Source organism: Bacillus toyonensis BCT-7112, assembly GCF_000496285.1.
Lineage (GTDB): Bacteria > Bacillota > Bacilli > Bacillales > Bacillaceae_G > Bacillus_A > Bacillus_A toyonensis.
In genome coordinates, this window is sequence record NC_022781.1 from 686063 (window position 1) to 708111 (window position 22049).

The following is a 22049-nucleotide window of genomic DNA, read 5'->3' on the forward strand; positions in this document are numbered from 1 at the left end:
CAATCCTTATTCTCATTCTATTTTCGTAACTAAAAAACAAATTTGTGTCACATACTCTTCTGTTAAACAATCACATTCTGGTCCCTTTATATAGACTTCATATGGATGACTCTCTAGTATATAGCCATTCCTTTCAACCCACTCTTCTAACGCCATATAAGCATAACCTATATAGTCATAGCTGCCATAATGCAAAGTGGTAACAATTTGATGCTGCTTTAACCTTTTTATGTCGCACTCTTGTAATACACCTTTATTATCTTCATCCATAATCGGAATTCTTAATTCTATATAGCTGCGATTTGGAATATACTCTTCATCATAAAAAACTGTAGATGGAGAACCGACTATTTGAAAGCTATTTTTTTGTACTTGTTCATATAAGTCATAAAAATAATCATCCATATCGTCTATATCTATTTGTAACTTTTGAGCAATTACTGTTATTTCATTTCTCATTCCAATTAATATATCGTAACTTCTATGGCGAGCAATATTTAGACCTTTATTCATATTTACTATTTCATTCATTTCTGAAATAACCTGTAAATTTTGTTTCACTTCATGAGATAACTCCATAATTTGAGATTGCATATGTTCAACAAACGAATCTTGATCTGCTGACTGGAGAATGATTATAATTTTTGGTAAAGGAAACTTGTACTCCCTCAGCTTTTTAATTTTTAACGCTACTTCCAGCTGCCCTTGTTCATAATATCTATATCCATTTACCGGATTCACATATGCTGGTTTTAATATCTCTTCTTTGTCATAATGCCTTAGCATCCGTGTACTCATTTTACAAATTCGTGAAAATTCAGTAATTGTATACATATAAATACCCCTTGAATACATTTTCTTATAAACTTATTCATCCCGATTGGTATGGGCTAATAATTAGAGGGGATGACCTCCTCTAATTAAAGTTTCACCTTATTAAAACCAATCAAAAATTTTTCTAATTGAAGAACTTTCACCCTGACTGCTCAATCTTTTCATTTTTGAAGGCAATAAATGACTCGGACAATACCACGTTAAACAATTCATTGCACCTCCCATAGTCGATATTTCTCCTACATGAATTTGAATGACTTGTTTTTCCGTATGCTGTTGAATATATCGTAAAACTTCCCCGTCTTTTGCTAATCCAAACTTAGGAACATAAAGGGCGTCACATGTTTCTAACATATTTATATATAAACCTTTTGCCGATGCAATTTCTTGATCATATTGCCCTTTCTCTGTATATGACGAAGGAACAACGATAAATTCAGCTTCTGGCATTTGCTCTTGAATAATCTCTTGCACATGATATCTAAATTCATTATCACCTAGAAAATCACTAATAAACATTGTGTGTTCATCAATAAATTTAACCATTCCGTCCGCGTGCGCAAGTACATCTCCTTCTTCAGCAGGAATAATAATAACCCGGCTTACATCTAAATCCCACTCTAATTGCTCAATTATTTCCTCTTCCGTCCAATCATCGTTGTCATCAAATATGCGTTCTGTTAATATAACAGTATCTTTTTTATTCCAAATAAGATTGCCACCATCCAATATTAATGGTGATTTCACATACTCAAATTCATTTTTGTTCAACCATTTATTAAATTGTTGATCTAAATATCGCCCTTGATCCTCTGGTAAATAGTTTGGGTAATATTTAAATTTAACAAGATGATTCGTTATAACTGGCGCAACATCTCTTAGCCAAATATCATCATACTCAAAGAAGTTTGTATGAAAGTCTTGCTCTTCAACAGATAAAGATATAAGTTGATCGGTAAATGATTTTTTTTCATTTAAGTATTCATTAAAGTAAATAATGTCTTCATACAATGGTTGATAATATTCATTCGATTCGTCTGGTATTGCAGTAAAAATAATGCCACTATGTTTTTGTTCCATTTTATTTACCTCGCTTTTTAATAATGATTACATAACTGATTTCAATCAGCCAACTATTCCCCAATCCATTTCTCTTTTCATTACAATTTTTGAAACGTGCACATTTCATGAATGGATTATAGCACGGAGAAATATTATATATTTATATAAAAATATATAGCTGTCGTTAAGCCGTAAAGTAACTCTTGACAAGATTTGAAAATAACGCTTTTCATACAACATTAAAAATATAATCATCATACCCAATGAATGATTAGCTGATTTTTCTATCAAGATTCATATCCATTACTTCGAGCAAACCGTTTTGATTACATAAATCTAATACATGTGTTTCTACTCCTATACAAATCCCTTCTAATGGAAGATCGTTTGGGTCCTGGCCAAATGGATCTTCAATTTCAACCCCTATTGCTTCAATCCCTATAAATGCAAAACTTATAAACGTAGTTGCAAGTACTGTAAACCATCCAAGACTATCAACAAGCCCGATCGGTAAAGTCCCGCAAAATATGAGCAGTAAAATTTTAATATGAGCAAAATATGCAAATGGGATAGGCGTTGTTTTAATACGATCACATCCACCCACAGCCGTAAGCAAATTATTCAAATCAGCTTCCATATTAATTATTACATTTGGATGAATTCGACCCGTTTTTAAACCTTTTGATAGTATAGTTTTTAACATAAAAACTATACTAATTGGTAAATGAATAGACTCCGCCAATATTTCCTTTTCCTTCTCGGAACAAATATTAAGCAATGCTTTTATTTCAGTTAGATCTTTATCGTCTCTCAAATGCCCTTTCGCTATCTTAGGAAAAGCAATTAATAAATGTAAAAATTTTAGCTTTTCCTGATCCGTCTTTTTCTCTTCAGACTCCCAATGACATAAAAAACTAACTGCTAAGTTTCTAGTAGAAGCACCAATCGTGCCAAATAACTTTCTACCTTCCCAGTACCGATCATAGGCAGTGTTCGTACGAAAAACTAACAGTAGACCTAAAGCTCCTCCAACAATTACCCAAGGAGTTTGATTAATTTTTATTTCTGCATAATAGTAATTAATCACAGTGATTACTGTTGAAATGCACATATATAATAAAATTTGTGGGAAAATATCTCTTATAACTGTTCCCTTTAATGTAAATATTCGATGTAAACTATTTTGATTATTGTAATGTACCATATTTACAAAAGCCTCTTCCCTTTTTAACTTTTTATCCTTAAAAATTACGAAAGTATACAATTAAATAGTAGAATCATAAACCCTATCATTACGAAACTGGTGAAAATTATTTCTTTCAATACTCTTACTCCTTTTTGAGCCAAAAGATATACCACTTTTAAAATTTAGACAACAAATGTTCACTATTCTAAATCACGACGCATTATTTTAGAGTTCGCAATGAATAAAGCACTAATTAATACAAGAATCGCGCAGGCGTATAACAATATATCTATTGGACTATCATGATTTATAATAATGAGACGAACGATAGCTGTTATACCTATATATATAAAATATCGTAATGGAAAATGAAAATTCATTTGAAAATACTTTATAATCATTACGATGAATTCAAAATATAAAAAGAATACGACGATACTATCGATCAAATGATAACTAGATTCCTCACCATTTAATTTCAGTTCTTGTATAAATTGAATGACTTCTTTCACAAGAAACACACTTAGAACAACCCCTAAACAAATCAAAGCTACATTTAAAATGTACTGTAGAACGATAGGGAAAAACGAAAATACTATTTTTAAGTTCTTTAACACAAACATTTTCTCCTTTTCCATATAAAGTGAAACTTTAATCAGTAGGGGGGTTGTTCACCCCCTACTGATTATTAGCCCACACTAATCGGGCGTTTATGGACAGCCCGACTCCCACCTAACTTCTTTTTTCGAGTCGAGTTTTAAGGTGAGAGTCTTACTACCCGCAAATAGCGGGATAAAACGAAAAGCGACAATACACTATACTCCGATTATCATTATATTAAAACGTTTTATTTTTACGAATAATAAAGCATGACAAAATAGGTAAAGATAGTATTTCATCTATTTTGTCTATACAGCAGTATAACGAAACTCCAAACGACTATTTCAATTGAATTGGTTGTTGTTGTGTCACACAATGAATCATACCGCCATTTTTATAAAGCTCTCTCACATCAATACCTACTACTTTACGATCCGGGTATAACTTCTGAATCGCGTCGTTTGCGATTTTATCATTTGGATCATTATAATTAGGCACCAATACCACTTTATTCCCAATATAATAATTGATATATGATCCCTTATAATCAAGAGTTTTCCCATTTTCTAAAGCAACCTTGTCTTTACTAAGTGGTAAGTATTCATACTTATACTTATTTCCTGAAGCATTTTTTGCATCTAACAATGTATCCATATCTTTGTTAGACAAACCCCATTCGGCTAGGTCGTCTTCTTTCATCGTTACAATAGTAGATTTATTATGGAATTTAGCAAATCCATCAATATGAAAGTCCGTAATATCTAAATTAGGTACTCCATCTAACCAAATAATGTTTGACACCCCAAGGTCACTTATATATTTTTCAATTTCCTTTTCCGATAAATCAGGATTTCTATTTTTATTCGTTACAGAACTTCGAGTTAATAAAGCAGTCCCATTGCTATCTAATTCAATTGCGCCACCTTCAAGGACAAATTTCCCCCAATCAATTCTTTCAATCCCTAATTGCTTACTAACGTTCTCACGAATACGAGCATCATTTTTGTAAGGTGTTTTATTCCCCCAACCATTAAATGCTGGATCTAATATTTTTAGATTTTTATCATTGTCATAAACAAAAATTGGTCCACTATCTCTTGCCCATACATCATCCGTAGGTGCTATAATGAAATCAATCTTCTCCATATTTAGCCCTTCATCTGTTAAAAGCTTATTGATTCTCTCTTTTTCTTCCTGGTCATATGCAACAATGTGGACTTTTTCACCCGTAGTTAAAGCACTTGCCATCTTAACCCAAATAGGTTCAACTTCTTTTTGATACTCTTGACCATATGTGTATTCATGTGGCCATTGTAGCCATGTACCTTCATGTTTATCTGTTTCATCCGGCATCGTGTATTTTCCAATCTTTTTCTGTACCTCTACCTTCTCATTCTCTTTCCCTTTTGCATTTTCATTTCCACCTTCATAAGAACATCCACTTATAATCGTTGTAGCTAATGTAGCTATCAAACAAAACTTCACTACTTTTTTCATTTTCTGCCCCTCCTGTTCTTGTCTTCAATAATGTAAAGCTTCACATAGTGTGAAGCTCAAGATTTTTCATCGATGTAAAAATTACCAATTATTCTCCCACGTGATAATCGTAAAATTCCAATAAAAATAGAGGGCATTCACAAAGTAACCCCCTCTATTTAACATTACTATTTTTTAACTTCCTTCATAAATTTATTCTAATCTTACTCCCTTCTCATACTTGCTTGTTCACTAAATAAAACATTATTAAATAAAAAAATCGGTATTGATCATTTCATATCAATACCGATTTTTAAACATTTATTTTTCTTCTATTAAATCATTCGCCATTTTTCTAAACTCTTGATTAAACGTATCATTCATACCATTCTGTACGTTAGAGAATAATATAACAAACGTTCGTTTATCCCAGTTAAAATTATTAAATGTGTTCCAACCAGCTAATACCCCATGATTATGATAATAGTCTGGGTAAATATAGAAACTAAATCCATATTTTCTTGCAGGTGATACAGTAAACATATCAGATAAGCCTTGCTTAGAAAGCAATTTCCCATCCATAATAGCCTCATCTAATTTTTTCATATCTTCAACAGTCGTATACATTTCACCACAACCATATAGCCAGTTCATTTTTAAGCGAGGCGCATCTATTAATTCATTATCTTTTTTCATATAACCTTCTGCTAAGAAAATATCTTCCGGTAGAGTTGCCCCCATTCCAGATTCATGCATTCCAACAGGATTAAAAATATTTTCTTTCACATATTCAGCAAGCGGTTTATTCGTAATCTTTTCGACAATATACGCTAACACCATATAATTATAATCTGTATATTTCCATCCTGTCCCTGCAGGAAATTGTAACGTTTGCGCACCAATCCACGTTACTAACTTTAAACGTGACGCTGCATCAACACTCCCTTGCCCCTGTTCTGGTAACCCGGACGTATGTGTTAACAAATTTCGTAACGTAATGTTTTTATCTGCCGGAAACGATGGAATATACTTATTGACATTGTCTTCAATATTTAATTTCCCTTTTTCTCTTAGTTGCATAATAGATATCGCAACGACTGTTTTCGTAATGGAACCGATACGATACTTCGTTCTTGGCGTTGTTAACATTTTATCTTTCACATTCGCATAGCCGTAACCTTTTCGTAAAATCACATGACCTTTGCTAGCTACTAGAACACTCCCATTAAACCCTTTATCTTTTAAATATTGATCTAGTTTTCCCGCTGCACTTTCATAGCGTTTTTTCTCGTTTATACTAACTTCTTGCTGCTCGTCCTTTTGCTTATCAATTATATTCGAAAATGCCTTTATATCATATTTTTTATCTTTCTTTGCATGTATTAGTGCAACGACACTCCCACAAAAAACAGCAAAAATAAAGAAAACGATTAACCATTTCTTTAACATAATAGGAACCCTCTTTTTCTAGTTTCACTTAACGTGCATCCATTCTATTCTATATCTTTTAATTTTCAGATATTTTATAATATTACTTGCTATTCTCTTTATTTAAATTAGATTCCTTTTTATCACATTCAACTTTCAACTACTCTCTATTGTATTTCTTTCTTAAAAAATATCCAGCATACAATCGGATGCGCCTGACTATAATTTCAATTTCTTATGTAACATTTATTACACATCATACAGAATGGAGATGTAATATGAAAAATACCGATAGACGCAATCGTTTAGATGATAGAATGTTTCATTATCGGATAACAAAGAACAATATAGTTTTCATTGAATATTACGGAAAACAAATTATGATTTTAAAAGGAAATGACGCTGAAAAATTTTTAAACAAAATAAATCATGCAAATAACGATAAAGAACAACAACTGATTATGGCTAAAATTACAGGTAATTTCAAAAGAGGAAATGAACGTAATTGAAAACGAATCTCATTTTCTTTTTTTGATTATACAGCATATTCAATAAGAAATGTCGCTCATATGGCATTTCTTTATATTTTCTTCACCAAAAATTCACATTGCTAACTTTCCTTTATTTTTTATTCTCCCTATATAAGCTGAGTACTGAAATACTTAGTAATACAACTATACACAACCACGCATACGTATACCCTTTCTGATCTACAATATACCCAAATAAGACAGGTGCAACAATAATAGCAATTTGATTTAATGTAAGAGCAAAACTCACTGTCATCCCTACAGATTCTTCACTTGCCGTTTCTGCAACTTCAATTATAAAAAGACTGAACCAGCCAATCGAAAAGAACCCTAACAATGCACTTACAACATACAAGAACTCACTCCTTATTGTATGTATATTCATTACTAACATAAGAATAAAACAGATAGAAGTACAGACCGATATAAATAAAGGGATGCGCCGGTTTCCCTTATAACACAAATCACTAACAGCTGCCAATGTAATACGGCCAATCATTCCAGAAAAGAACATAACTGAAAATACTTTTCCGGCTAAAATAGGTGTAATTGATTGTTCCATTACTAAAAAATTTATAAAATGTCCAACTAACAACATTTGTAATGAAATCATGCAAATACCAGTTATATAAATTGGATACAACGCTTTTTTATGCATCACTGATTTTAACTGCACCCAAAAAGAGGTTTTTATACGTTCTTCTTTCCCTTCCTTCCGAACACATGAATCTCGATAAAATATAGAAAATAAAAGACCACCTATTATACAAATGCTTCCTATTACATGTATCGCATAAGACAAATTATATTTTATTACAAGTAACGGAATTAATACTCCCGCTAGTACACCACCAATCGGTATACCGGCTTGCCTGATCCCCATTGCTAACCCACGATTTTCTTTTGAGAACCATTTTAGTATCACTTTACTTCCTCCCGGCTGGGAAACACTATAAAACATTCCTACTAACAAAAGGACAAAGAGTAACCCTTTAAATCCATTTACTATATTAGTCAGTAAGAGCGAACCTCCGAGTAAAAATGAACTGATAGTAATTAACCACTTTTCATTATATTGATCAAGTAGCTTCCCAACAAAAAGCATGCAAAATAGCGGTCCAATATTTACAACACTTACTAATAACCCACTCTCCATATTCGTAAGTGCGTATTCTTCCTTCCAAAATAAAGCGAAAGCTCCGACACCATACGTTATAAGTGTCGCTGTCGTTTGAGCAATCGTCGCAAAAATTAACATCATCCACTTATAAGTACTGTTCACATTCTCTTTCATTAGCATTAAGATCCCTCCATCCCCTTCCATTGTATGAAATTTTTGATATCATATAAAATAAATATTAATCATATAATCCATCAAAAAAATTGATACCTTTTTCGGAGGGATGATACGTGGACATAAAAGATTTAACTGTTTTTTACGAAGTTGCAAAAGAAAGAAATATATCTCATGCAGCAAAAAATTTAAACTATGTGCAATCTGGCGTAACGATGCGTATGAAACAACTAGAAAACGAATTAGGTGTGCCTTTATTTTATCGAAATGGAAAAGGTGTTACTTTAACTTCTAACGGCGAGATTTTATTAACATACGCAAAACAAATCATCCACTTAATGGAGCAATCTGTTAAAGCGGTCCAAAGTAATGGAACCGAACCAAAAGGCACTTTAAAAATCGGATGTACAGAATCCACAACAGCTGTTCGGATTCCTTCCATATTAGCGAACTACTATGAGAATTACCCACAAGTCGAATTAGTTTTAGAAACAAATACGACGGAACAGCTAACCCATCTCGTATTAGACCGAAAACTAGACGGAGCATTTATCGCTGGAACTACTCAGCACGCTGAACTTCGTGCAAATGTATTTCGTGAAGAAGAATTAGTTCTCATTAGCAAAAATCCTTTATCCTCTTTCCAAGACATAGGAGACATGAATTTACTTACCTTTAGTCACGGGTGCTATTATAGAAGGTTATTAGAAGACTGGCTTCAAGAAGAAGGAATTTCACCTAAACGAGTTTTAGAGTTTGGAACGATTGAAGCGATACTCGCATGTGTAAAATCAGGTATGGGCATAGCAATTATGATGAAATCTATTTTAAATGGTCATAAACATGACGTATCATTCAACCCTTTACCAAATAGCTTCAAAAAAATCCCTACTACTTTTATTACTAGAAAAGATATTTTTCACTCAGCTGCATTACAAAAATTTATGGAGATGACCCACAATGCGTGAAAAGAAAATACGTGGTATGAAACGAAAAACAAACACTATGATAAAACGAATTGAGGAATATACGAATACATTCCCTTCTACTTTCTATCATGATGAATATTGGTATATGCCTTTACCTGTTTCACAAGCTTTTATTAACTCTCAAAAAAACACCTAGGAAAGTAAAGAGATTGTGTATTCAAACTTTATTAAATCAAGCAAACCAATTATTGAAAATGAAACCGAACGACACAAATACATATCGAGTTGTAGTTATGATTTCCATTGCAGATTTATGGCGCTCTCAAATTATCATATTTAAAAACGATGACTACTTTCATACTTTTTTCCATAGAAATAGTGAATTACAAAAATGGATTCCGCTTTCAAATGAATCTGTTTTTTGGGAAAAATGGGGAATTAAAATTTGGCATACCGTCAAAACATTGCACTTTCAAGAAATCATTCATGACGAAGATGAATGCTCTAAAAAAGAGATTTGGTTTATTGGAGAATTAGCGTGAAGAATGCACTGAACTCTATTATTTGAATCTACCCTGAAACAGTAACCACTCATTTTACATCATAGAAAAAGGTATACCTAAAATATTGGTATACCTTTTTCCCTATTTATTTTCCTTTTAAAACACTATGTAACCGATCCGGATAATTTGTAAACATTCCTGTAGCACCCCATTTAATTAACAATCTCATATCTGGTTTCTCATTAATTGTATACGGATGAATAAGCAGGTGATTTTCCCTAGCCTTTTTCATATATGACTCATCAATAATTAACTCTCCATTATCATTACGTAAGTTTGGCCCAATACCGACTGCATACTTTTTAATTTCTTGAAAATCATCATGCGTTACACTTTTCGGCTCATGTGTAATGCCAGACCATTCAACAATCTCGTTGTTATCATTTGGATAATACCAAAGTAGTTGGACTAACGGAATATTTTCATTCATACTATGAATCTTTTTTAAGCTATCTTTACTAAATGATTGAATCATAACACGACTAGAAGACATGTTCTGACCTATTAAATTATATTTTTTTAATAACGCTAATAATTTCTCTTCCATTCCTGGATACACATCTGGCGATTTTGTTTCAATATAATACTTCATACTTCTTCCGTACTTCTGAAAGATTTCTTCAAGAGTCGGAACTTTTTGACCAATATACTCTTGCTTAGCCTTTTCTGGATAAGCTTTATTGAACCATGACCCTGCATCTAAACTCTTTATTTCACTTAACGTTTTATCTCGTACTTCACCTGTACCATTTGTAGTTCGATCAACTGCTGTATCATGCATTGCAATTAATTGGCCATCCTTTGTTAATTGAATATCTAACTCCAAATAATCCGCTTTCATTTTTTTCACAAGATCATAAGAAGTAAAAGTATGCTCAGGTGCATGTCCACTTGCTCCGCGATGTGCAATATTTAAAAACTTATTCGTATTCCATTCATGCTTCCCTTCTGATTTCGCATGAACAGCTCCCCCAGCAAAGATACTTCCCGTCATAAAGAAAATAACTAAAACGCTAATAATTTTTCTCATCCTTCTAACCCTTCCTACGTTGCAAATTTCAACAAGCTAATGAGATTTACACGAAATAGAAGACATACTTTCATTATTTTTATAAGCCTATATTAAAATTCCAATCTTACAAATATATTTTCTCTATGTTATTAATAAAGAAAACTATTTCATTCCTATAGCCTCCTTTTCACATGTAACTCCCTATTGTGTACGGTTCATTCAATAAAAAAAGCCATAATTTATTTAGAGGACACTCCTGTATCCCTAAATAAATTTATGGCTTTTCTCAAATATCTCCGGCCTCTATTAACTTGTCGAAATTAATCATACCAAACCTATTAAATTTTGTGAATATGATTTTTTAATAAAGTAAAACTTCAATCAACCAAGTTTTATGCATCCTCCATTGAGTATTAGTCCACACTGATCAGACTTTTATGGACAATGATTAGCTATAATGTCTTTTTGTTTTTATCAACTATTTTATTTACATAATATTATTATCTTTTATAACAACTTTCATTTTTTACAATTCTTAGTTAAAAAGTGGATAATTTATATACAACCACACTTCCTTATTTATTTGAAAATTTCATAATAAATTGTTCATAACCTCTTCAAGTACTGTGTTTATTGGAGATATAACCTCTTTCCCTGAACGCCACCCTATAAAGCCATCAGGTCTAATCAATACAGCACCTCCATTCTCTATCCCATATAATTTGCTAAAAACATCTTCTTGAGCAATAAAGTCTCCACTTAGACCAACTCGATACACTTTTATATTTATTCCTAATTTAGATGAAGCATCATGTGCAGCTTCATCCCAAGAACAATTTTCTATTCCTGTAAGTAATACAAAATTGTTACCGAATAAGTCTAGTATAGAAGCTTCTTTCCCTTCATACACCCCAAAAAAATGTGGTGCTCGCGTGCCAGGTCTTCCGTTCAACTCTACTACATCCATTCTATGCGGAGTGTTGGAGTCATCTATAATCGCCTCTGAACAATACTGATACCCAACAGTTACAGCTAAACCATCCATATTATTCAAACTGCCTTCCTCTCTATTCGCAGCACGAAATAATAAACTACTCGCATAATCCGTCGTTAATTTTGCAACAGGGTATCTCTCATCATGGTATGTTTCTAACAATTTCGGTTTTGCTTTCCCTTTTATAACAGCAGCTAACTTCCAGGCTAAATTATGCGCATCTTGTATTCCCGTATTTGAACCAAATCCTCCTGTTGGCGGCATAATATGTGCAGAATCACCAACTAAAAAAATGCGATTATCTTGAAATTTTATCGCTGTACTTTCACTCGCTTCCCACGGTAGAACACTTAATATTTCTGATTCAACATTTGTACTTCCAATTGCTGTTTGAATAATTTGTTTACAACGTTCTATATTGAAATTCTCTGGCCCCTCTCCTTTTAATGGATCGTAGGCTACATGATAAATCCATTTTTTTACGTTATCAACCGGGATGAGTGCACCAAGAACCTCCGGATGAAGTACCATAGAAAAACCGAATGCGTCTCCTTGTATAAACTCACTTAAATCAGCTTCAAAATAAATATTCATATAATAGCCACCAATGGTTCCACGACCCTCAGTTTTAATCCCTAACTGCTCACGTATTTTACTTTTCGCCCCATCTGCTGCAATTACATAATCACAATGTATGACACTCTCTTTTTCTGTTTCACGATCTCGAATCGTTGCTTTTACCCCGTTCTCATTTTGTTCAAATAAAATTAATTCATGATAAAAAGATAGTTCTCCGCCTAATGTCTTCGCTTCTTGTAACATCATTTCTTCTAAAATAATTTGATAACAAGCAGTTTGTTTTGATGCGCTAATCTCTTCTATTTTTTGAAGTAACTTTTCATCGTTTCCATACTGAGTGGCTCTCATTTTTTCCAATTCTTCCTTATTCGCCTCAGCTATTGTACGGACCGCTATTCTTCCTCGGCAATTTTCTAGTGCTTTCCCCGCCAATTTAATTCTATTTTCTAAACCTAATTCTCGAAATAACTCCATTGTACGTAAAGTAAGCCCGCCTGCTTTCGGATGAATTGCAGTAGACGGATGTCTTTCAATAAGTAAGTACCTAATATTATGTTTTGCAAGAAATAACGCAGACGCTAATCCTGATAATCCCCCTCCAACAATTAAAACTGGTACATAATTTGGTTTCATATATTTATCCTCCACATCATTGTTCTGAGCTCAGTATCATAAATATAATTCAAAATGAAATATAGACTTATATTTCATTTTGAATTATCATATAGATAGATTACGCCCCAAAATCCCTTTTACCTTTTCATACATCTATAATCCACCTGAATTGTGTGTGTATGAAAGAGTAAAACAAAAGAACTTACTTTACGTTGAGCCATGTTCTATCATAGAAATCAGAAATAATACAAAAATTATAAGCGATCATAACCTTATGGATTATATAAGGTTGCGATTGCTTATTTTATTGTTAAATCATTTTTCATTTTTAAAACTTCATCTATTGAGTTATGTAGTCCTTCCAATCCCTTTTCTATCCCTCTATAATTTTCAACAATAAAAAATTCATTCGTCTCGATTTTCTTTCCCAATATTGCAGCTCATACAACAATCATGTAGCATTACCGTATCGATGCAATGGTTCATCATCTTAAACCTTTCGACTAATTTATTGGAGGCAAAGTGATTGAAATGAATAAACAAGAACAATTAAATGTTATAAAAAAAGATTTTATTGACTCTCAAAAAGTATTATTAGCAATTGGCGATGAAACAAGGCAAGCTATTTTGTTAGTTCTCATGGAAACGGAATGTCAAACCGGATTACGTGTAGGAGAAATTACGAAGCAAACACACCTTTCCCGCCCAGCAGTATCACATCACCTTAAGATTTTACGAGAAGCTGGTATTATTTTAATGCGAAAAGAAGGCACAAAAAACTTTTATTATATTGATATACGTACAAAATTAGGTTTATTAAAAAATCTTGTGTTAGATATTGAAAAGCTATTGCACAACTTTTATTGAAATAAAGATACGGTATTTGGAGGTATAAGAAATGAGAGCAATGATAATTGATAGATATGGAAAAGTCCCAATGCGTATGACAGAGGTACCTACTCCTAAAATAAATGAGTATGAAGTGCTCGCAGAAATTCATGCAGCTAGCATTAATCCAATTGATTTTAAAATACGCGACGGAAAAGTAAAAATGTTACTGAAATATGAAATGCCCCTAATACTTGGTAATGACTTTTCCGGTGTCATCGTAAAGGTTGGGGCAAAAGTGACTAACTTTAAAGTCGGTGATGAAATATATGCACGCCCAAGAAAAAATAAGATTGGTACTTTCGCGGAGTATATAGCCATTCATGAAAATGATATAGCTTTAAAACCTAATAATTTAAGTTTTGAGGAAGCTGCTTCGATTCCACTCGTTGGCTTAACATCATATCAAGCATTACATGACATCATACAATTACAAAAAGGACAAAAGATTTTAATTCACGCTGGATCCGGTGGTGTTGGTACTTTTGCTATTCAGTTAGCAAAAATAATGGGTGCCACTGTTACAACGACTGCTAGTGAAGCTGGTGTAAATTTAGTAACGTCTCTTGGCGCAGATGAAATTATTAATTATAAAACAGAGAAATTTGAAGATATACTAAAAAATTATGATGCGGTATTTGATACAATCGGCGGTGCAACACTTGAAAAATCATTCAATATTATAAAAAGCGGAGGAAACATTGTTTCCGTTTCAGGCATGCCGAATGCTCGCTTCGGTAAAGAATTTGGTTCAGGATTCTTTAAAACTCTCTTATTTTCATTAGCCAGCAAAAAACTTACCGCACTTGAAAAAAAGCATAATGCTCAATATTCATTTTTATTTATGAAGCCAAGCGGGGATCAATTACGTACTATTGCAAACTATATTAAAGCTGGACAAATCAAACCTGTAATCGATCGAGTTTTCCCTTTTGAAGATGCTCAAAAAGCAATGGAATATTCAGAGTCTGGAAGAGCAAAAGGAAAAATAATTGTAAAAATGAAATAATAATAAAACCTCCATTTTCTTAAAATGGAGGTTTTAAATTTGCTGTTAAATAGACATTGTGCAATGAAGTCCTTACAATAGATTGCAAGGGGAAATATTATATTATACTTTTAGTTAACTTTACAAAGAATACATACGTACAAATACATATCCTAATTACAAAAGAGGAGGAGATAAAATGACTAAAAATAATGAAGCTGGTTGGAATTTAGATAATAGTTATACGACTTTACCACAATCATTCTATACAGAAATCCCCCCTACTCCCGTAAGTTCACCGGAGCTAGTTAAACTAAATCATTCACTAGCAATATCTCTCGGCTTTAATCCTGAAGAATTGAAAAAAGAAGTTGAAATTGCTATTTTCGCTGGTAATGCATTCCCTGAAGGAGCTCATCCATTAGCTCAAGCGTATGCCGGTCATCAATTCGGACATTTTAATATGTTAGGCGACGGTCGTGCCCTTTTAATTGGCGAACAAATTACTCCTTCCGGTAAACGTTTTGACATTCAACTGAAAGGTTCTGGCCCTACTCCGTATTCACGCCGCGGTGATGGTCGTGCTGCACTCGGTCCGATGCTACGTGAGTATATTATTAGTGAAGCAATGTATGCACTTGATATTCCAACTACTCGAAGTTTAGCAGTTGTCTCAACTGGCGAACCAACATATCGTGAAACAAAGTTACCTGGAGCAATTTTAACTAGGGTTGCTAGTAGCCATATACGTGTTGGCACATTTCAATATGCTGCCGCTCGTGGTTCTATCGAGGATCTTCAATCACTAGCTGACTATACGATCAAAAGGCATTATCCAGAAATTGAATCTCATGAAAATCCATATACTGCATTACTACAAGAAGTCATTAAAAGACAGGCAAGTCTTATCGCTAAATGGCAACTTGTTGGATTTATCCATGGTGTAATGAACACTGACAATATAACGATTAGTGGGGAAACGATTGATTACGGTCCTTGTGCATTTATGGACAATTACGACCAAGGAACCGTATTTAGCTCTATTGACACACAAGGCCGTTATGCATATGGAAACCAACCATATATGGCTGCTTGGGATCTCGCTCGTTTAGCTGAATCTTTAATACCTATCCTACATGAAGATGAAGAAGCAGCATTAAAGATTGCACAAGACGAAATTTCAAAATTTAGCGTACAGTATGAAAGCAATTGGTTCCTTGGAATGAAAAAGAAATTAGGACTATTTAGCAACGAGGAACAAGATCAATCACTTATTGAGCAACATTTAAAAATGATGGAGAAATATAAAGCGGATTATACAAATACCTTCCGTTCTTTAACTCTCGATACGTTAGAAAATACCCCTCTATTCGAAAGTCCAGAATTTAAAGAATGGTACGGACTATGGCAATCTCGATTAGAAAAACAAGAAGAATCAAAAGAGAACGCCTATGAGATGATGAAAAATAATAATCCGTCGATCACTCCAAGGAACCACCGTGTGGAAGAAGCATTAGAAGCAGCTGTTACAGATGGAGATTATAGCGTAATGGAGAAACTTCTTGAAGCTTTATCAAATCCTTATGCTTATTCTGCAGAGCAAGAAGAATACTGCGTTCCACCTGCGCCGACGAATCGTCCTTATCGTACTTTTTGTGGGACTTGATTGTTTAATATGTAACAAGGTGTGTTCATACCAATTGTGTGAACGCACCCTTTTTATATCCCCCACTCAACTAAAACTTTAAAATGCACATCCCCCGATGCCATTTCTTTAATCCAAAACAAATTCTACACTATTCCAATAGACTTACTCGTAAGCTTGTTAAACAAATATTGAGAAATATAAAACATCATTTCTAAATATTTTTATTTTTGATACTATATTTTATAAGAATATTCAAAAAGTGAGGGGATTTCATGAACGTTCAACTACAAGGTAATGAACAAATTACAAAATTATTTAATGACTGGTATTTGGCTATGCTAAAACAAGATGTATCCCAAGCGACAAACTTAAAGCATGAAATTGAGGAAAAGGAACTAAACTTCGAGGAAGATGAAAATTTAGCATTATATCATTCCTTACTAGAGTTTCGACATAAAGTTTTGACAGATAGTTTAAGTATTTCAAAAGATAGCTTTGATAAAATAGATTCTTACGTAATCTCATCCAATCATCCACTGTCTTACTACTATCACTTCTTTAAAGGCATTTATGCAACTTTAACCACAGACTATAACATAGCTAGCGAACATTATGAACAGGCTAAGTTATTATTAGTAAATAACACTGATAATCTAGAGCATGCTGAATTTTATTATCGAATGGCGATTTTCCATTATCACTTTTACCAACCAATTGAATCCATTGAATATGCAACTAAAGCTAAAGAGATTTTCGATAAACAAACTGGCTACGAAGTTAAAGTTGGATTATGTAAAAATACATTAGGTGCCTCATTTGTATATTTAAAACAATATGAACAAGCGGAAGAACAATATAATTCAGCAATACACCTTTTACAAAAATCTAATGAAAAAGAATTAATTTTAAGTGTACGTAATAATTTGGGTTGGTTATATGCGAGTCAAAACCTCTCCACACTCGCAATCCGTCACCTATCAGAAGTAACTGAAAAGAAGCCTACACATTTCAAAGCTCTCTTCTTGCAAGCAAGAGAACACTCTAAACTAGATGAAACAATTATCGCTGAAGGATTAATCCAAAAAGGGTTAAAAATTTGTACGGAATTAAATAATGAAGAATATATATATCATTTTAAAATTCTAAACGAACTAAATAATAATGTTGGTTCTGAAGAATTAGAAACAATTATTCTTAAAGGAATTACGTTTTTCGACAAAGAATTATTATATAACTACACTCAAGAATACTCAGAAAAATTAGCTGTTAAATTTTATAGTGAAAATAACCACATTAAGGCAAGTGAATATTTTCATAAAGCGTTACAAGCAAAAGAAAAAACGTTTGAGAAAGGGGCATTGAAATGATAAAAAAAATTAGCTCTGTTTTTTTAGGACTATCTGTTTTCGGTATTTTGGCTACTGGTATTCATAGTTCATTTACATACCAAGCGGGTCATGCTGATCTTCCTGCACCACAAAGACCTGACCTTGTTCAATCCGTTGGCGTAAGTACAGACTACAACTCAACAACAACTGAAAAAGCACTTTAAAAAATGAAAGACCTTCAATTAAGAAGGTCTTTTTAAATACGCTTATTTAGAATATTTCCCTTTCATGCAGGTTTTATTTTCTCATCAACTCCGCAATCCTCTTACTCCCCTCACTACCAACTTTCTCAAGTTTCTCCACAACTAAATTCCGTCTCTCTATAGAATGATTTTGACTTAACTTCGCTTTTCCTTCTATTTTATTTATCTTTATTTTAAACCCAACTATCCCCTTACTTAACCCTGCCATATAATCCGGGTCTACATCATCAAGTGAGTAGGTGCTCTGTGGATCTTCATATTTATGTACTAAGTCTTGAAGAGAATTTAATAATTCCTGTTTATCTTCAACAACTTCTAACTCTCCATATACATGTACTGCAACATAGTTCCATGTTGGTACAGCTTTGTTTGTTTCATACCATGACGGAGAGATGTAACTATGCGGCCCTTGAAATATAGCTAATACTTGCTGATTCTCACTATCTTTCCACTGTGCATTCGGACGTGCGAAGTGACCATATAACGTGAGCGTTTCCCTATTTAGCAACAACGGTAAATGCGTTGCATATGGTTCCCCGTTATGTTGAGAAAATAATGTCGCAAAGCTATTTTGTTCAATTGTTTCGTACTTCATCTCTTCATCTTGTATTGCAAAATATTTTGGTATGTACATTAGCTCCCTCTTTTCCGCTCTTTTCTATTTTCTTTCCTATTATATTTAGTAATCGCATCAATCAACAGGGCCAGTTTGTCATTATTTTATAGTGGCAGCATTCAATTTAATAAGAATAGGTCGCATGTACTTAATGCGACCTTAGTTTATTTTTCCAAATATATTTGTAATAAATGCTGTTTTACCTTCGCCATAGCTCGATCGATTTTTCGACTCTCTTGCTAACTCTTCCTTCAAGTTTCCATACTCATTAGCTACTTCAGTATGTTCACGCAGGTAATCTCGAAACGCTATATGCCTTCTCAACTCTTCACTATTTTTATCACACACATATAAATGATGTTCCATCCAAACTGTATTTCCCTCGTTCCATGGAACGAACGCATCCTTTCTTCCAAACGCTTCTCTTCCTTTAAAGCTCCATTCTAACTGATGATAGTACCCTATCTTCTCCAGTTTTTTTACTACCTCATGAAAAATTTCGTACTCTTCTATTACAACATCAATATCTAATATTGGTTTTGATGCAAGCCCTTTAACAGATGTACTCCCAACATGTTCAATAGATACAATGCTGTCTTCCATTACATTGTTAATAAGAGTGTGTATTTTATTAAATTCACTTTCCCATTTGACATCATATTCTTCGATAGCAATTCTCTGCTTCAACGTATCCCTCTTCTCAAAATAAATTATAACCGTTGAATATGAGTATCCTTAAAATCCGTCTCATATTTCAACCCATATCCAAACATTCGATCCATTCCAATATGTGCTATCCATATTAAACCAATCATAATAACTATATCTATCTTACAATAAACACCTATGATAACAATTAATATCGATATGATATATGTGTGAAATAAATTATAAATGTTAGCACCAACGTGATTATTGATCCCATACGCTAACATGGATAAATCCGGCGCTAAAAGGAATACAAAAAATATAATCCAACTAAATTCATATATCGAATACATATAAATCGTGGCTAAAAATACAACCATTCCTTCAAAATGTACAATACGTTTTTGCATTATTTATCATTCCTCTATTTCAAATGAAATGCTTATCTCTTATTTTTCTATATTTATTGATAAATTTTCCCTTTGTATTTTTGACCAAACTGTCGCTAATATTGGCCCTGCAATGTTATGCCATACTGCCGCTAATACACTTGGGAGTGCAGCAGCCGGTCCAAAATGCAAAATACTTTCCAGCTATATTACTTATCGCTTCTAGTATTTTCATCCACTCAGCCCCTATCTTTTAATTGAAACACCTTATTCGGATTCAAAATATTTTGCGGATCAAGAGCTTTCTTTATTTTCTCCATTACAAATAATGCCGCCCCATGTTCTTCTTCTTGATACTTTCGTTTTCCGATTCCAACGCCATGTTCTCCTGTACACGTTCCTCCTCGTTTAAGAGCATACAGAACGATACTTTCGTTTATTTCGTCTGCCTTCTTCACTTCCTCTTTATCATTTGTGTCAATCATTAAGAGTACATGGAAATTCCCATCCCCAACATGACCGAGAATACCACCAATAAGGCCTACTTTATCTAATACCTCTTTCGCATGTTGAATTGCGCCAGCTAATTCCGAAATTGGCACACATACGTCTGTACTCATTAGCTTTTTACCAGGATAACTATGCACGTAAGAGTACGCTAAGTTATGTCTTGCATCCCACAGTTTATTTCTCGCTGCTGTTTCCGTCTCAAACGCAATTTCTATACATTTATGATCAAGAACGATTTCTTTCGTAAATTCAATATCTTGCTTTAACCCTGCTTCATTGCCGTGAAACTCTAAAAACAGCGTCGGTTCTTCTCTGTAACTTGTTTCATTGTAATGATTTACTTGTTTCATAGATAATTCATCAACGAGTTCAATTCTCGCGATTGGAATACCTGCTTGTAATATGTTAATTACAGCTTCTACTGCATCATTTATAGTTGGAAACGATGCCCTGGCAGCCATAACATGCTCTGGTATACCATATACTTTTAAAGTTAATTCTGTAAAACATCCAAGCGTCCCTTCTGAACCTACGAAAATACCATTTAAATGATAACCTGATGATGACTTCGCTGCTAAATTCCCCGTATGTATTATGCCTCCATCAGCTAGAACCACTTCTAAATCACGAACTTGATCACGCATTACGCCATACTTAACCGCTGTCGTTCCGCTTGCATTTGTAGCAGCCATTCCACCTAACGTTGCATCGGCTCCTGGGTCTACACTAAAAAACAAACCGTATTTCTTCAGTTCTTTATTGAGCTGAGAGCGGGTCACTCCTGGCTGTACTCTCACAAGAAAATCTTTCTCCCTTATTTCAAGTATTTTATTCATAAGAGAAAAATCCATTGTGATTCCCTTTTCATACGGAATTACATGTCCTTCTAAACTAGAGCCTACCCCAAATGGAACGACAGATCTTTTATGCTCACTCGCTACTTTCATTATCCCGCTAACCTCTTCGGTCGTTTTTGGAAAAACAACTACATCAGGTAAACTACTAGTATGGTAAGATTCATCTTTACTATGTAACTCTCTTACTGTCTCATTTATTACTACTCGCTCTTCAGGAAGTATATCCTTTAATTCATTTACTAAATGCTCAATTGTTATTTCCATAACTAACTCTCCTTTTTTAATTTTAAAATAAGTATACCATTTTTATACAAAATAATTAGAAAAATGAGATTTTTTAACTTTAAGCATACAAAAAAGAACTTGCAGCACTCGCTACAAGTTCTTTTTAAACTACATTTTATATGACTTCTTTATTAACAACATAAACCAAATTAAAGTAACTGCCATCAATGAATGAGAGAAACCTACAATATACGTTAACCCTTTAAAATCCGCTCCATTTAATTGAAGAAGCCCTCTCGCTGCCAGCGAACCTAACATTAAAGTTAATGCAATGTTATGTAAAACAAACCATTTATTAAATCCTTTCACTTCATGAAACGCGAATACTTTTGCTAATCCTAAAGCAATTAAAAAGAAGAAAAAACCAAGTACAAGTGTATGTGTATGTAAAAGATTTAATAAAGTAGAGCCTAAAATCCCTTTATACTTCCCATACTCCCTAGCAAATATTCCTGACAATAAACCGATAATTAAATACGTAAACGATGCATTATATAATTTTTTCATTATATACCTCCTTGAGTAGA

Annotated in this window: 21 protein-coding genes and 2 pseudogenes; 8 read left to right on the forward strand and 15 right to left on the reverse strand. The window is 33.4% G+C overall.

Annotated elements, in window-relative coordinates; all coding sequences use genetic code 11:
* Positions 1-12: 12 nt before the first annotated feature.
* From BTOYO_RS03530 to BTOYO_RS03555, 6 genes are all read right to left on the reverse strand, one after another.
* Entirely contained in the window at positions 13-834 is an 822-nt protein-coding gene (locus BTOYO_RS03530; RefSeq protein WP_000288096.1) for a MerR family transcriptional regulator, read from the reverse strand.
* A gap of 102 nt (positions 835-936) precedes the next feature.
* On the reverse strand, positions 937-1914 hold the full coding sequence (locus BTOYO_RS03535; protein WP_000435611.1) for an agmatine deiminase family protein: 978 nt from the start codon (positions 1912-1914) through the stop codon (positions 937-939).
* Between the two features lie 253 nt (positions 1915-2167).
* A complete protein-coding gene (locus BTOYO_RS03540; RefSeq protein ID WP_000233830.1) occupies positions 2168-3100 on the reverse strand; it encodes a bestrophin family protein in 933 nt (310 codons plus the stop codon).
* Between the two features lie 182 nt (positions 3101-3282).
* Positions 3283-3699, reverse strand: a complete 417-nt coding sequence (gene psiE / locus BTOYO_RS03545; RefSeq protein ID WP_000916784.1) for a phosphate-starvation-inducible protein PsiE — start codon at positions 3697-3699, stop codon at positions 3283-3285.
* 322 nt (positions 3700-4021) lie between these two features.
* Positions 4022-5179, reverse strand: a complete 1158-nt coding sequence (locus tag BTOYO_RS03550) for an agmatine deiminase family protein (protein WP_000758193.1) — start codon at positions 5177-5179, stop codon at positions 4022-4024.
* 300 nt (positions 5180-5479) lie between these two features.
* Positions 5480-6607, reverse strand: coding sequence for a serine hydrolase domain-containing protein (locus tag BTOYO_RS03555; protein WP_000915197.1), 1128 nt, complete (start codon positions 6605-6607; stop codon positions 5480-5482).
* Positions 6608-6864: 257 nt separating this feature from the next.
* On the opposite strand from BTOYO_RS03555, the gene BTOYO_RS03560 reads away from it, so the two are divergent.
* Positions 6865-7095, forward strand: a complete 231-nt coding sequence (locus BTOYO_RS03560) for a hypothetical protein (protein WP_000798811.1) — start codon at positions 6865-6867, stop codon at positions 7093-7095.
* Between the two features lie 112 nt (positions 7096-7207).
* On the opposite strand, the gene BTOYO_RS03565 is transcribed toward BTOYO_RS03560, so the two are convergent.
* On the reverse strand, positions 7208-8440 hold the full coding sequence (locus BTOYO_RS03565; protein WP_002039244.1) for an MFS transporter: 1233 nt from the start codon (positions 8438-8440) through the stop codon (positions 7208-7210).
* A gap of 86 nt (positions 8441-8526) precedes the next feature.
* Here BTOYO_RS03565 and BTOYO_RS03570 point away from each other — a divergent pair, with 86 nt between their 5' ends.
* Positions 8527-9378 (forward strand): LysR family transcriptional regulator, encoded by an 852-nt coding sequence (locus BTOYO_RS03570; protein WP_000351717.1) that lies wholly within the window; start codon positions 8527-8529, stop codon positions 9376-9378.
* Positions 9371-9881, forward strand: a pseudogene (locus tag BTOYO_RS03575) (DUF3916 domain-containing protein). Before BTOYO_RS03570 ends, BTOYO_RS03575 begins: the two are co-directional and overlap by 8 nt.
* 106 nt (positions 9882-9987) lie before the next feature.
* On the opposite strand, the gene BTOYO_RS03580 reads toward BTOYO_RS03575, so the two are convergent.
* Positions 9988-10932 carry a glycerophosphodiester phosphodiesterase gene (locus BTOYO_RS03580; RefSeq protein WP_001226355.1) on the reverse strand — a complete coding sequence of 315 codons (945 nt, stop codon included), beginning with the start codon at positions 10930-10932 and terminating at the stop codon, positions 9988-9990.
* A gap of 574 nt (positions 10933-11506) precedes the next feature.
* Positions 11507-13120: an FAD-dependent oxidoreductase gene (locus BTOYO_RS03585; protein WP_000804117.1), complete on the reverse strand. Its 1614-nt coding sequence runs from the start codon at positions 13118-13120 to the stop codon at positions 11507-11509.
* Between the two features lie 504 nt (positions 13121-13624).
* Between BTOYO_RS03585 and BTOYO_RS03595 the strand changes: the two genes are divergently transcribed.
* From BTOYO_RS03595 to BTOYO_RS03615, 5 genes are all read left to right on the forward strand, one after another.
* Entirely contained in the window at positions 13625-13969 is a 345-nt protein-coding gene (locus tag BTOYO_RS03595) for an ArsR/SmtB family transcription factor (protein WP_000571879.1), read from the forward strand.
* Between the two features lie 31 nt (positions 13970-14000).
* Positions 14001-14999: an NADP-dependent oxidoreductase gene (locus BTOYO_RS03600; RefSeq protein ID WP_001202456.1), complete on the forward strand. Its 999-nt coding sequence runs from the start codon at positions 14001-14003 to the stop codon at positions 14997-14999.
* A 178-nt stretch (positions 15000-15177) separates the two neighbouring features.
* Positions 15178-16644: a protein adenylyltransferase SelO gene (locus BTOYO_RS03605; protein ID WP_000164897.1), complete on the forward strand. Its 1467-nt coding sequence runs from the start codon at positions 15178-15180 to the stop codon at positions 16642-16644.
* Between the two features lie 254 nt (positions 16645-16898).
* Positions 16899-17993 carry a response regulator aspartate phosphatase gene (locus tag BTOYO_RS03610; protein ID WP_001102708.1) on the forward strand — a complete coding sequence of 365 codons (1095 nt, stop codon included), beginning with the start codon at positions 16899-16901 and terminating at the stop codon, positions 17991-17993.
* Positions 17990-18178, forward strand: a complete 189-nt coding sequence (locus BTOYO_RS03615; protein ID WP_000592018.1) for a Phr family secreted Rap phosphatase inhibitor — start codon at positions 17990-17992, stop codon at positions 18176-18178. Before BTOYO_RS03610 ends, BTOYO_RS03615 begins: the two co-directional genes overlap by 4 nt.
* A gap of 73 nt (positions 18179-18251) precedes the next feature.
* Here the strand turns inward: BTOYO_RS03615 and BTOYO_RS03620 are convergent, their stop codons facing one another.
* The 6 genes and pseudogenes from BTOYO_RS03620 to BTOYO_RS03640 all read right to left on the reverse strand — a co-directional run bounded on the left by BTOYO_RS03620 (position 18252) and on the right by BTOYO_RS03640 (position 22029).
* Entirely contained in the window at positions 18252-18851 is a 600-nt protein-coding gene (locus BTOYO_RS03620; protein ID WP_000275802.1) for an FMN-binding negative transcriptional regulator, read from the reverse strand.
* Between the two features lie 141 nt (positions 18852-18992).
* Positions 18993-19520, reverse strand: coding sequence for a GrpB family protein (locus BTOYO_RS03625; protein WP_000813515.1), 528 nt, complete (start codon positions 19518-19520; stop codon positions 18993-18995).
* A gap of 23 nt (positions 19521-19543) precedes the next feature.
* On the reverse strand, positions 19544-19891 hold the full coding sequence (locus BTOYO_RS03630; RefSeq protein WP_001172066.1) for a DUF4260 domain-containing protein: 348 nt from the start codon (positions 19889-19891) through the stop codon (positions 19544-19546).
* Positions 19892-19930: 39 nt separating this feature from the next.
* Positions 19931-20059 (reverse strand): annotated as a pseudogene (locus tag BTOYO_RS25900) (transporter); the annotation flags it as partial.
* Positions 20060-20109: 50 nt separating this feature from the next.
* Positions 20110-21501, reverse strand: a complete 1392-nt coding sequence (locus BTOYO_RS03635; RefSeq protein WP_000406565.1) for an FAD-binding oxidoreductase — start codon at positions 21499-21501, stop codon at positions 20110-20112.
* A gap of 129 nt (positions 21502-21630) precedes the next feature.
* Positions 21631-22029: a DUF2871 family protein gene (locus BTOYO_RS03640; protein ID WP_000737892.1), complete on the reverse strand. Its 399-nt coding sequence runs from the start codon at positions 22027-22029 to the stop codon at positions 21631-21633.
* Between the last annotated feature and the right edge of the window lie 20 nt (positions 22030-22049).